Source organism: Actinomycetes bacterium, assembly GCA_024222295.1.
GTDB lineage: Bacteria > Actinomycetota > Acidimicrobiia > Acidimicrobiales > Microtrichaceae > JAAEPF01.
In genome coordinates this window covers 1-12,827 of sequence record JAAEPF010000007.1, presented here as the reverse complement: position 1 = coordinate 12,827, position 12,827 = coordinate 1, and the positions used below count along the sequence as shown (strand labels likewise).

General features: G+C 67.6%; 9 protein-coding genes. 4 read left to right on the top strand and 5 right to left on the bottom strand.

Going from position 1 to position 12,827, the window contains the following annotated elements:
- The coding region (locus GY812_02405; protein ID MCP4434335.1) for a quinolinate synthase NadA at positions 1-297 on the top strand (297 nt) is incomplete at its 5' end.
- A gap of 19 nt (positions 298-316) precedes the next feature.
- On the opposite strand, the gene GY812_02400 is transcribed toward GY812_02405, so the two are convergent.
- The 3 genes from GY812_02400 to uvrA all read right to left on the bottom strand — a co-directional run bounded on the left by GY812_02400 (position 317) and on the right by uvrA (position 5,831).
- Positions 317-2,473 (bottom strand): hypothetical protein, encoded by a 2,157-nt coding sequence (locus GY812_02400; protein ID MCP4434334.1) that lies wholly within the window; start codon positions 2,471-2,473, stop codon positions 317-319.
- Between the two features lie 8 nt (positions 2,474-2,481).
- Positions 2,482-2,895 (bottom strand): hypothetical protein, encoded by a 414-nt coding sequence (locus tag GY812_02395; GenBank protein ID MCP4434333.1) that lies wholly within the window; start codon positions 2,893-2,895, stop codon positions 2,482-2,484.
- Positions 2,896-2,960: 65 nt separating this feature from the next.
- Positions 2,961-5,831, bottom strand: coding sequence for an excinuclease ABC subunit UvrA (gene uvrA / locus GY812_02390; protein MCP4434332.1), 2,871 nt, complete (start codon positions 5,829-5,831; stop codon positions 2,961-2,963).
- Between the two features lie 105 nt (positions 5,832-5,936).
- Between uvrA and aroC the strand changes: the two genes are divergently transcribed.
- Positions 5,937-7,019 carry a chorismate synthase gene (aroC, locus tag GY812_02385; protein ID MCP4434331.1) on the top strand — a complete coding sequence of 361 codons (1,083 nt, stop codon included), beginning with the start codon at positions 5,937-5,939 and terminating at the stop codon, positions 7,017-7,019.
- Positions 7,020-7,046: 27 nt separating this feature from the next.
- Here aroC and uvrB read toward each other — a convergent pair whose 3' ends face one another.
- Both uvrB and GY812_02375 read right to left on the bottom strand, forming a co-directional pair.
- The gene (gene uvrB, locus GY812_02380; protein ID MCP4434330.1) at positions 7,047-9,077 is read right to left on the bottom strand and encodes an excinuclease ABC subunit UvrB; all 2,031 of its coding nucleotides are present in this window, start codon (positions 9,075-9,077) and stop codon (positions 7,047-7,049) included.
- Between the two features lie 106 nt (positions 9,078-9,183).
- Positions 9,184-9,777 (bottom strand): dephospho-CoA kinase, encoded by a 594-nt coding sequence (locus GY812_02375; GenBank protein MCP4434329.1) that lies wholly within the window; start codon positions 9,775-9,777, stop codon positions 9,184-9,186.
- 187 nt (positions 9,778-9,964) lie between these two features.
- On the opposite strand from GY812_02375, the gene GY812_02370 reads away from it, so the two are divergent.
- The gene (locus tag GY812_02370; protein ID MCP4434328.1) at positions 9,965-11,869 is read left to right on the top strand and encodes a GAF domain-containing protein; all 1,905 of its coding nucleotides are present in this window, start codon (positions 9,965-9,967) and stop codon (positions 11,867-11,869) included.
- Position 11,870: 1 nt separating this feature from the next.
- Complete coding sequence (locus GY812_02365; protein ID MCP4434327.1) at positions 11,871-12,524, top strand: response regulator transcription factor; 654 nt, start codon at positions 11,871-11,873, stop codon at positions 12,522-12,524.
- Positions 12,525-12,827: the final 303 nt, after the last annotated feature.

Below are 12,827 nucleotides of genomic sequence, written 5' to 3'. Positions count from 1 at the left end.
GGCTCCACCGACTTCATCATCAAGGCCGTCGAGGCCGCCCCGGTGGGGGCAACCATCGGGGTGGGTACCGAGATCCACCTGGTCAACCGCCTCGAGGAAGAGACAGCCGACAAGACGGTTGTGTCGCTCGACCCCCTCGTCTGCCCGTGCTCCACGATGTTCCGCATCGACGCGCCCCACCTCGCGTGGACTCTCGAGAGCCTCGTGAAGGGCAACGTGGTCAACCGGATCGTCGTCGACGAGCGGACTGCGGCCGATGCCCGCTTGGCTCTCGAGCGGATGCTGTCGATCACCTGAGCGCGATCAGTCGCACTTCCTACCCAAGCGCCTTGGGCACCACCACCGGTGACGAGGCCAGTGCGGCGTCAAAGGCCTGCACGTCGCGCAGCTCTGCGTAGACGGCAGGATCTGCACCGGCGCGGCGCAACGGCCGGCCGTCGGTGGTGACGAGTATCTCGCCGTGGCCATCCAGCAGATCGACACTCACCACGACAGCGTCACCCGACCTGCCCGGGGTGAGCGTCCGCGAATCGGCGCCGGTGGAAAGGGTCACGGTCGAGTCGGGGGCTGCCACGACTTCGAAGGCCACGACCACTTCGGCGTCATCGGCGTCGTGTGACCTCACTGCGATGGAACCTTCTGCGCCCAACGCGTAGTCGCGTTCCCGGCCGGTCGAGGGGAACCCGGGCGTACCGTCGACGACGATGCCGAGCGGCCGGACCGCGTTGGCGCCGAATGCCTCCACCGCCGCGGCACCGTACTGCTCGGCGAGTTCGCTGCGGAGGTCATCCAGCAACCACCACTGCCAGGATCCGGCACTGCCGGCCGGGTCGCCCGCGACCGCAGTGATCGACTCGGCGAAGCCATCGACGTCGCCGAGCAGGTGGTGTGCCCCGTCGACGAGCACGGCGTCGAAACCGGCCGCGGCGGCGGCTTCGAGTTGGGAGTCGACGTCTTCGAGCGCCCAAGTGAGCTGCCAGTCCCCCGGCCCCCCGCGGAACGACCCCGAGGAGTACTCGAGGGTGTCTCCGAGCACCGGTGGCGCGAGGACCTGCCCGGGGCCGAAGTCACTGAGGTAGCTGCCCGCTGGCCACACGAGCACGCTCGAACCCTGGGCCAGGGCCTCCTCGAGCGCCGCTGTGGCCACCGCCGCCTCGGCTCGGAGCTCCTGGACGTGCTGGCGGTCAGGCAGCATCGAACGCTGACCGAGCAGCGCCAACAGCACGACCACAACCGTGCCCGCGAGCAAGCCCCGCGCAGCGGCGGGCTCGCCTTCATCTGTGCCTGCTGCAGCCCGAGTGACTGCACGGGTCACCAACACAGCGAGGACCGCTACACCCACGAAGGCGATGAACACGGACACCCGCGACCATGCACGCAGCTCCTGTGCGCCGAACCGGGCGATGAGCCAGCCGAGTCCGCCAGGCACGCCCACCGCAAGTGACAGGGCCACCAGCGCAGCGAGCCGGAGCATGAGCCCATCGGCGCGGCCGTCGCCGCGGCCGAGGTGCCTCAAGAGCACCCACCCCAGCCATGCCAGCCCGGCCGCCGCCACCAGGCCGACTGCCTCCGAAGGAGACGCGCCCCAGGTGTCGGCCACGCCGAACAGGTTCTCGCGTTGTGGCAGGAGCGACTGGATCGGGTCGAGGGCGAAGCGGGTGGAGTCCGACAGCTTGCGATCGAGCCGGGGCGCATCGCCCGACAGGAGTGCGGGAAGGCTCGACAGCACCAACACCAGGCCGATTGATGCGGCGACGGCGATGCCGGGAACGGCGGCACGCCAGTCGAGGCGTCGGATGGCTACGAGCACGGCGAGCATGCCCACGAGCAGCACCGCGAACAAGGCGTAGTAGGTCGAGGACAGCGCAACGGCCAGGACCGAAACGATCGTGGCGGCCAGGGTGGACCTGTCGCGCAGCAGATCACGGGCGCTTCGATGCCCTCCGCCTGGATTCCAACCGGTCCAGCGGCATGCCAGATAGACCGCCAGCGGGACCGGGTAGAGGCCGAACAGAAACAGGTGGCCTTCCTCGATGTGGTCGTAGACCGGTGACGTGAGGGCGAACACGAGACCTGCGGCGCCGGCGAGCAGGCTGGACGCCCCGAGCCAGCGCACGACCGCGAAGGCGGCCACGGCGGTGATCCCGACGACCGCCAGCAGGTGGAGGCTCAGCGCAACCCAGAGGTCACCGGTCACCGACTTGAGCACAGAGATCGCTGCGAGGTTTGCACGCTCACCGCCGCTGGGCGCCCACGCCCAGTCGACCCCGTGGGGAGCACCTGTCTCGGTCGAGTAGCCGGGCTCACCCAGCCAGTTCGCGGAGTCGACCAGCACGGCGTGCTCCAGGGAGTCGCCGCCCCAGGCCACCGGCTCGTCGAGCGGAAAGGGCACCATGAGAACGGCCGCGGCTGCGACAGCCAGCACGAACACCAACAAGCACTGAAGCGCCAGAACCTTGCGCGTTTGCTGCATGGCAGGGGTCAGCTGTGGTCCATGAGCAGGAGGCGGAACCCTGCGGACCGCATGGCGTGTGCCATCACGGCTACCGGGTCGCCACTGAAGCCGGGATCGACCTCGATGCGCTCCAGGTGGCGGCGCCTGACAAGCACCGGTCCGTGCAGGCCATCGACCTCGCGGACACCTCGCATCACGCTCACCTTCCACTCGCCGGACGGCCGCACGATCGCCGTGCGGAGCCGTCGGGCATGACTGCTCCAGGGATGACCCTTGACGCTCCATCCGGCGGCGCCGGCAAGGGGCACGGCCGACAGCACCGCTATGGCGCGCTCGATCTCCTCCTCATTGGGAGCCACCCCCCGGCCCATCCACACCAGGTCGTCGGGAAGCCCGGGCAGCAAAGGCTGTCGCCTCTCCACCTCCGTGGGCTGATGCATCACCTGCATACAACCAACATCGGCAGCGCCGGATGCGAGTTGAGGAAGTGTGGCGGTGCGCCGGTTCAGACATCCAGAACCGATGCCAGAAACTGGCCGGTGTAGCTCTCCCTGACCCTGGCGATGTGCTCCGGTGGGCCTTCTGCCAGCACGGTGCCGCCGCCGACTCCACCCTCCGGGCCGAGGTCGATGATCCAGTCGGCGGTCTTGACCACATCGAGGTTGTGTTCGATCACCAGCACGGTGTTGCCCTGGTCGACCAACCGGCTCAACACGGTGAGCAACTTGCGGATGTCCTCGAAGTGCAGGCCGGTGGTGGGCTCGTCAAGCAGGTAGATGGTGTGGCCCGTGGAGCGCTTGGCGAGCTCGGAGGCGAGCTTCACGCGCTGGGCTTCACCTCCGGAGAGGGTGGTGGCGGGCTGGCCGAGCCGCACATAGCCGAGCCCGACGTCGACCAGGGTCTGCATGTGCCTGGCAATCGGCGGCTGGTTGCCGAAGAACTCCAGCGCCTCCTCACACGGCAGGTCGAGAACCTCGGAGATGTTGAGCCCCTTGAAGGCGATGTCGAGCGTGTCGCGGTTGTAGCGGGCGCCCTTGCAGACCTCGCACGGAACGTAGACGTCAGGCAGGAAGTGCATCTCGATCTTGATCGTGCCGTCGCCCGAGCACGCCTCACAGCGCCCGCCCTTCACATTGAAGCTGAAGCGCCCCGGCAGGTAGCCACGCACCTTGGCCTCGTTGGTCTGGGCGAACAGCTTGCGGATCCGGTCGAACACGCCGGTGTAGGTAGCCGGGTTGGACCGCGGAGTGCGGCCGATCGGCGACTGGTCGATGTTGATCACCTTGTCGAGGAACTCGACACCTTCGACACGCCTGTGCAGTCCCGGGGGGATCTTCGAGCTGTAGACGTGCTGCATCAGAGACCGCAGCAGGATGTCATTGACGAGGGTCGACTTGCCCGACCCGGACACGCCCGTGACCGTCACGAAGCATCCGAGCGGGATCTCCACATCGATGTCACGCAGGTTGTGCTCACGCGCCCCCAGGACCTTCAGCCATTCGTCGGCGGGCTCGCGGCGCTTCTCGGGTACGGGGATGCTGCGCTTGTGGGCGAGGTACTGGCCGGTCACGGAACCCTTGGCACGCTCGAGGCCCTTCACGGTGCCCGAGTGGACCACCTGTCCCCCGTGCTCACCAGCGCCGGGGCCGATATCGACCACATGGTCCGCCACGCGGATCGTGTCCTCGTCGTGCTCGACCACCAGCACCGTATTGCCGAGGTCGCGCAGCCGCTCCAGCGTTTCGATCAGCTTGTGGTTGTCGCGCTGGTGAAGACCGATCGAGGGCTCGTCGAGCACGTAGAGCACGCCGACGAGTCCGGATCCGATCTGCGACGCGAGTCGGATCCGCTGCGCCTCGCCGCCCGAGAGCGTGTTGGCCGCCCGCTCCAGGTTGAGGTAGTCGAGGCCCACGTCGCAGAGGAACTGCAGGCGGGCATTGATCTCCTTGAGCACCTGTTCGGCGATGATCGCCTGGCGGTCATCGAGGTGCATCTCGAGCAGGCGCTTGCGTGTCTCTGCGATCGACAGGCTGCACAGCTCGTGCATGTTGAGCTCGTCGACCGTCACCGCGAGCGCCAGCGGGTTGAGGCGGGCGCCGTCGCACTCGCCGCAGGCCACCTGGCGCATGTAGCCCTCGATCTGCTCGCGCGCCGAGTCGCTCTCGGACTCGGCGTGGCGGCGCTTGAGGTAGGGGATCACGCCCTCGTACTTGGCCGAGTAGGTGCGGGTGCGGCCGTAGCGGTTGCGGAAGCGCACCTTCACCTTGTCTGCGCCGGGCAGGCCGTTGAGCAGGATGTTTCGCGACTTCTTCGGCAGCTTCGAGAAGGGCTTGTCGGCGTCGATCCCCTCCTCCTCGCACACCGAGTCGAGCAGGCGGTGGAAGTACTTGGCATGCCCGGACGCCCATGGAGCGAGCGCCCCCTCGGAGACCGACAGGTCGGGATCGGGCACCACCAGCTCCGGGTCGACCTCGAATGTGGTGCCGAGACCGTCGCACACCGAGCAGGCCCCGTAGGGCGAGTTGAAAGAGAAGTTGCGCGGCGCCAGCTCCTCGAAGCTCTTGCCGTCCGATGGGCGCGAGAGGCTCTCGGAGAACGTGAGCAGCTCGGGCTCGGCGTCGTCGTCGGCGCGGGGCACGATCTCGACCTGTGCAACTCCCTCAGCAAGGTTGAGTGCCGTCTCCATCGAGTCGGTGAGCCGGCGCTCGATGCCGTCTCGCAGCACCAGGCGGTCGACGACCACCTCGATGTGGTGGACCTCGTAGCGTGCCAGGTCGAGCTCGACCGGGAGGTCGTGGATCTCGCCGTCCACGCGGACGCGTGCGAAACCCTCCGATGCGAGCTCTGCGAGCAGCTGGTCGTAGGTGCCCTTGCGTCCCCGCACCACGGGCGCCAGCACCTGGAACCGGGTGCCTTCCTCCATCTGCAGGATCCGGTCGACGATCTGCTGGGGAGTCTGGCGTACCAGCCGCTCACCGGTCTCGGGGTCATGCGGTATGCCGACGCGTGCAAACAGCAGCCGCAGGTAGTCGTAGACCTCCGTGACCGTGCCCACCGTCGAGCGCGGGTTGCGCGAGGCCGACTTCTGGTCGATCGAGATCGCGGGAGACAGACCCTCGATCGTGTCCACGTCGGGTTTGTCCATCTGGCCGAGGAACTGCCTCGCGTATGCCGACAGCGACTCGACGTAGCGGCGCTGGCCCTCCGCATAGATGGTGTCGAATGCGAGTGACGACTTGCCCGAACCCGACAGCCCCGTGAACACGATCAGGCGGTCACGCGGCAGCTCGAGGTCGATGTCGTGAAGGTTGTGCTCGCGGGCGCCACGAATCACGATCCGGTCGCCGCTGGCCTGCTTCTTGGTCGATCCAGCCATCGCATCCACACTAGCCCACCAACAAAGTCACCCCGAACGTGTGTTCGCCCCCGGATGGACCCAACTGGCTCGGGGAGAGCACCACGGCTCGGGCATACTGGCTGCATGTCCTCGAGCACCGGCGTGCTGTTCCGCGTCACCACATTCGGCGAGTCCCACGGCGGAGGCGTCGGGGTGGTGGTCGACGGCTGCCCGCCGCTGCTGGAGCTCTCCAAGGCCGACATCCAACCCGACCTCGACCGTCGTCGACCCGGCCAGAGCCGCCTGGTCACCCAGCGCGACGAAAAGGACACGATCGAGATCCTCTCCGGCGTCGACGACGGGCAGACGATCGGCTCGCCGATCGCGATGCTCGTTCGCAACAAGGACCAGCGCTCGAGCGCCTATGACCACATGTCCGAGCTGTACCGGCCGTCGCACGCGGACTGGAGCACCGAGGCCAAGTACGGCACCCGCGCCGTGGCCGGCGGTGGGCGAGCGTCTGCGAGGGAGACGATTGCCCGGGTGGCCGCCGGTGCCATCGCCCGCAAGCTGCTGGCAGAGCGTGCCGGTGTGGAGGTGCTGGCCTGGGTGCAGCAGGTGCACGACATCGAAGCCGATGTCGACGGGGCCACCGTTTCACTCGACGAGGTGGAGGCCGACCCCACCCGCTGCCCCGACCCGCTGGCGGCGAAACAGATCACGGAGGCCATAGAGCAGGCCCGCCGCGATGGCGACTCGCTCGGCGGTGTCGTTTCATGTGTGGCCCGTGGCGTGCCCGCCGGGTTGGGCGAGCCCGTGTTCGACAAGCTCGAAGCCGACCTCGCGAAGGCACTGATGTCGCTGCCTGCCACCAAGGGCTTCGAGGTCGGATCAGGTTTCGCTTCCACACGAATGACCGGCAGCGAGCACAACGATGAGTTCGTTCCGGGTCCCCACGGGCGGCCGAGTACGACCACCAACAACTCTGGCGGGATCCAGGGCGGGATCTCCAACGGTGAAGCCGTCACGCTGCGGGCTGCGTTCAAGCCCACGGCCACCATCGCGTCGGCCCAGCAGACCGTGAACCGCGACGGCGCGCCCGTCACCCTCGAGGCCAGGGGGCGCCACGACCCGTGCGTGCTACCGCGCGCCGTTCCGATGGTGGAGGCCGCCACGCTGGTTGTGCTGGCCGACCACTACCTGCGCCAACGGGCCATCCAGCAGTAACTGCAGCCGGCCTCGCGAAGCAGCCGGTCAGCCGCCGGCGGAGCGAAGCTCGCGCTGCAGTTCCTTCACTTCGTCGCGGAGCCTGGCGGCTTCCTCGAATCGAAGGTCGGCCGACGCCTGGTGCATCTCCTCTTCGAGAATCGTGATCAGCGCGCCCAGGTCCTGTGGTGGCAGGTCGGCGAACTGGGCCGCCCTGGCCTTCTCGCCGGGGCGCTGCTTGCGCTTCCCCCCGGTGGGCAGCGGAGCCTGGCCGTCTTCGCCGCGCAGTTCGGCGAGGATGTCGGTGACTGCCTTGCGGATCGTCTGGGGGTGGATGTCGTGTTCGGTGTTGTAGGCCTCCTGCAGCCCGCGACGCCGGTTCGTCTCCGAGATGGCATGCGTCATCGAATCCGTGACCTCATCGGCGTACATGACGACCTGTCCGTTGACGTTTCTCGCCGCGCGCCCGATCATCTGGATGAGCGACCGGTTGGAACGCAGGAACCCCTCCTTGTCGGCATCCAGAATCGCCACCAGTGACACCTCGGGGATGTCGAGACCCTCTCGCAGCAAGTTGATGCCCACGAGCACGTCGTACTCGCCGAGGCGCAGGTCGCGGACCAGCTCGATGCGCTGCAGGGTGTCGACCTCGGAGTGCAGGTAGCGCACGCGCACGCCCATCTCGAGCAGGTAGTCGGTGAGGTCCTCGGCCATCTTCTTGGTGAGCGTGGTGACGAGCACCCGTTCCTCGGCCTCCACCCGCTCGTTGATCTCCGAGAGGAGGTCATCGATCTGGCCCTTCGTGGGCCGGATGATCACCTCTGGGTCGATCAGGCCGGTCGGCCGCACGATCTGCTCGACCACGTTGGTGGAACGCTCCAGTTCCCAGTCACCCGGCGTGGCCGACAGAAACACGACCTGGCCGGCACGCTCAAGCCACTCCTCGAAGCGCAGCGGCCGGTTGTCAGCAGCAGACGGCAGCCGGAACCCGTGCTCCACAAGCGCTTCCTTGCGGGAACGGTCGCCCTCGTACTGGCCATGAAGCTGGGGGATCGCCACATGGCTCTCGTCGATGATCGTGAGGTAGTCGGGCGGGAAGAAGTTGAGCAGCGTGTACGGCGCCTCGCCCCGGGCCCGGCCGTCGATCGGCCCGGAGTAGTTCTCGATGCCGTTGCAGAACCCCATCTCCTCGAGCATCTCGAGGTCGTACTCGGTGCGCATGCGCAGCCGCTGGGCCTCGAGGAGCTTCCCCTCGGCATCGAAGTGGGCGAGGCGTTGCTGCAGCTCCGTCTCGATCCGCTTGATCGCTGCATGGATCCGCTCGTCGGAGGTGGCGTAGTGGGTGTTGGGGAACACGACCAGCTCATCGAGCTCGCCGACCTTCTCACCGGTCAGCGGATCGACCACCGTGATGGACTCGACGTCGTCGCCGAAGAACTCGACGCGCACGGCGGTCTCGTCATAGGCCGGATGCACTTCGACCACATCGCCGCGCACGCGGAACTTGCCACGGACCAGGTTCTGGTCGTTGCGGTCGTACTGCAGTTCCACCAGCCGGCGCAGGACAGCCCGCTGGTCCACTGAGTCGCCCACCCGCACCACCAGCAGGCGGCCCGCGTACTCATCGGGCGAGCCCAGGCCATAGATGGCGGACACGGAGGCCACCACGATCGTGTCGCGCCGGGTCAGCAGCGCTGCGGTTGCCGAGTGACGCAGGCGGTCTATCTCGTCGTTGACCGAGGAGTCCTTCTCTATGTAGGTGTCGCTCGACGCGATGTAGGCCTCGGGTTGGTAGTAGTCGTAGTAGGACACGAAGTACTCCACCCGGTTGTTGGGGAAGAACTCGCGGAACTCGTTGGCCAACTGGGCGGCAAGGCTCTTGTTGGGCGCGAGGATCAGCGTGGGTCGCTGCACCTGCTCGATGGTCCAGGCCATCGTGGCCGACTTGCCCGAGCCGGTGATGCCGAGCAGCGTCTGGAAGCGCTCGCCACCCTCGATCCCGTCCGACAGGGCCGAGATCGCCTTTGGTTGGTCACCTGCCGGCTCGAACTCGGAAACGACCTCGAAGGGCCGCACCATCTTCGGCTCGGCCGGCGGCCCGACTGGCTGGGATAGATCGGTCACCCGACGATCGTACAGAGGGGGTGCGACACGGTCGGCCGCGCGCCTCCCCCGACACGGTCCGTCAGCTGGTGTGCGACAACCCCTCGATCCACTTCCAGCAAGCATCCACAGCAGTTTCGAGGTCCTCGGGCGTGCCGGAGTTGTCCACCACGTGGTCGGCCAGCTCCAGGCGCTCCGTGCGCGATGCCTGGTTGGAGATGCGGGCCCTGGCGTCCTCTTCATCGAACCCGCGGTGCTCCACGAGCCGCTGCACGGCCACCTCGGGGTCTAGGTCGACCACGATCGTGCCCACCAGTCCGGGCCAGCCCGAACGGTCCAGCAGGGGGATGTCGAGCACCACGACGTTGTCGCCGTCGGCCTGCTCGGCCACCCGGCGCTCGATCTCCTGATGCACACGGGGATGCACGATCATCCCCAGGTCGGCCAGTGCCTTGTCGTCCCCGAAGACGATTTCGGCAACGGCTGGTCGGTCGAGGGTGCCATCCGCGGCCACGATCCCCTTGCCGAACCGATCCACCATCTCCGCGAACACCACGGTTCCCGGACGCTGGAGGTCATGGACGATCGCGTCGGCGTCGACCAGAACGGCGCCACGCGCCACCAGGGCGGCCGAAACCGTCGACTTTCCCGAGCCGATCCCGCCCGTCAATCCGATCAACTTCACGGATCGGAGGGTAGACGGGCTGTGAGCCGCAGGTGACAAAAGCTCAGGGACCACGCGATGGCTGCCGATGGATGTCTCAAGGGCGAGACCGCGCAAGCCGGTGCGGCCGCCCCTGACGAGCCACATGCAGACCGCGCCACAGAATCCTCAACAGCCGGGGGACCCCACAGACGGGTCCGTGCCGGACGCGGCGTTCGCGCCACCGCCCGCTGCCGAGCCCGAGCAGCCGGCCGGCACCCCCGAGCCGACGCCCGAGCCGGAATCGGTCGGCGAACGCATTCGCAACCGCTTCTCGCGGGAACTGCGCGACGCCATGATCGACCCCGACGAACACCCCACGGGTGACTTCGACATCGTCACCCAGCAGGTGGCCGGTCCCGGCGAGGACCGCGTGGCCATCTTCTCCAGCCTGGTCACCGCGATGCGCCTGGCCACCGTGGCCATCTCGCTCCTCGTGGCAGCCAGCACCGATGACCTGGCCACCGGCACCCGGATCTGGACGGCCCTTGTCATCGCCTACGCCGTGTTCAGGGCATTCAGGCCCGTGCGGTACTCCGACGACCTCAAGTCGCTGCTGCGGGTGGTGGCCGAAGTCGCGTTCCACGTGCTCGCCGTCATATACACCGGTGGTTGGGATTCACCACTGGTGTTCACGCTTCTGACTCCGATCGCACTCGCAGGGTTGGCCCGCGGCTTCGGGTTCTCGCTGCGAGTCGGGATCACCGCGATCATCGCGGTCACCTGGCCCTTCGTGGTGCAATCGACCGACCAGCGCGAAGCCCTGCTCAGCTCGGCGTCGTGGGGTCTCATCATCCTCGTCGTGGCAGTCATCGCCGGCTATGCCCGGCGCATCTCCGGTGAGGCAGTGCGTGAGCGCGAACTCGCCCTCGACCGACTCAGCCGACTCTCGGACGCCAACACGCTGCTGTTCTCGCTGCACCGGGTCACCCAGACGCTTCCGGCCTCACTGGACCTCGACGACGTACTCGACTCGACCCTGTCACGCATGAAGTCCCTGGTGTCATACGACAGCGTGGCCGTGCTGTTGTTCGACGAGACCGACGGCCAGTGGGCGGTAGCCCGCCACCACGGCTTGCATGTGCCCCGTCGGCTCGGACCGACCGACCTCAGCCCCGGACTGCGCAAGGCCCTCGCCGAGAGCCGACCGGTGTACCTGCCCAACGTGCCCGCCGAAGGCGGCGGCCTCAACGACCGTGCAGGCTCCGGCATCTACACCGTCATGCCGGCGCGCGGTTCGATCATCGGCATGCTCGCCATCGAGCACAACGACCTCGAGCACTTCACAGCCCGTGACCTCGAACTGGTCGAGGGCTTCGTGGCACCAGCCTCCCTTGCAGTCGACAACGCACGGTGGTTCGCCCGGCTACGCACCGTCGGCGCGGACGAGGAACGCACCCGCATCGCACGAGACCTGCACGACCGCATCGGCCAGTCCCTGGCGTACCTGGCCTTCGAACTCGACCGCATCGTGGAACGCGATGCCGCCGGAGACCCCGTGACCGAGGAAGTCACCCAGCTGCGCGACGACGTGCGCGGGGTGATCCGAGAGGTCCGCGACACGCTCTATGACCTGCGCACCGACGTATCGGACTCGCTCAGCCTTGCGGACGTGCTGGATGAGTACGTCGCAAGGGTCACCGAGCGCAGCGGTCTGCAGATCCAGACCGACACCGACTCCGCCGCTCGCCTGCCATTGCTGCAGGAGCGCGAGATGTGGCGAGTAGCCCAGGAAGCACTGGCCAACGTCGAACGCCATGCCGAGGCGACCGCAGTGCGCATTGTGTGGCGTTGCGACGGACAGCGAGCCGTGATGGACGTGACCGACAACGGCGTCGGGTTCGAAGCCGGCAAGGCCGGCCGACTCGACTCCTACGGCATGCTCGGCATGCGTGAGCGCGCAGCCAGCATTGGAGCCTCGCTGGAGGTGCTCAGCGCCCCGGGGCGTGGCACCCGCGTGCGCTGCGTGCTCGACCCCGAAGCACAGCCCTCGGAGGAGCACGCCGCGCAATCGGGCGCAACCTCCACAACCCCTGCGGTTCAGACCGCGGTAGCAGGGAACTGACATGACAGTGCGACTGATGCTCGCCGACGACCACCGCATGCTGCGCGAAGGGCTGCGCCGTTCGATGAGCGACGCAGGCTTCGACGTGGTCGGAGAGGCCACCGACGGGGTCGAAGCAGTCCAGCTGGCTGCCCAGCTGATGCCCGATGTGATCCTGATGGACGTGACCATGCCCAACTGCGACGGGGTGGAGGCCTGCCGCCAGGTGAAGGACGCAGGGATCACCTCGAGCGTGGTGATGCTCACGATGCACGCCGACCAGGACGTGCTCGCAAACGCCATCCGGGCGGGAGCCGCCGGCTACCTGACCAAGGACTGTTCGACCCGCGAGATCGCCGAAGCGGTCCGCATGGCAGCCGAGGGCGAGACGGTGCTGTCTCCACAGCTCGCTCGGTCGATGCTCGAGGAGGTCCGCAAGCTCGACGAGCCCCAGGCCGTCACCGAGTCCGACGACAGGGTCATCTCCAAGAGGGAGGAAGAGGTGCTGCAGTTGATCGCTGACGGGTGCAGCACTCCCGAGGTGGCTGCACAGCTGTACATCTCACAGAAGACCGTCAAGAACCACCTGGCGTCGATCTACCAGAAGCTCGACGCCCGGGACCGCACCCAGGCGGTGCTGCAGGCGGTGCGGATGGGCATCGTCTCGCTTCAGTAGTCCTCACCCCCGGCCACCGAAGGGCCGGCCGCAATCGGCGTTCGCGGGAACCGAAACCCGAGGGGGAGCCCTCGCGGCCCCCCTTCGTCGCGTTCAGGCCCCATCCATGGGCCCCTGGTGGCGCTGCATCCCTCGGCTCCTGGTGGCGCGGCCAAGCCGCACAGGGCCGCTGGGGCGCCTGCCTCGGGCCAGCGCGGCTGTGGAGGCCGACTCTTCACAACCTCCTCCTCCCTCCTCCTCTCCGCTCTTCGCTCCTGCTCCCTCCTCGCTCCTCCTCCTCCTCCTCCTCCTCCTCCTCCTCCT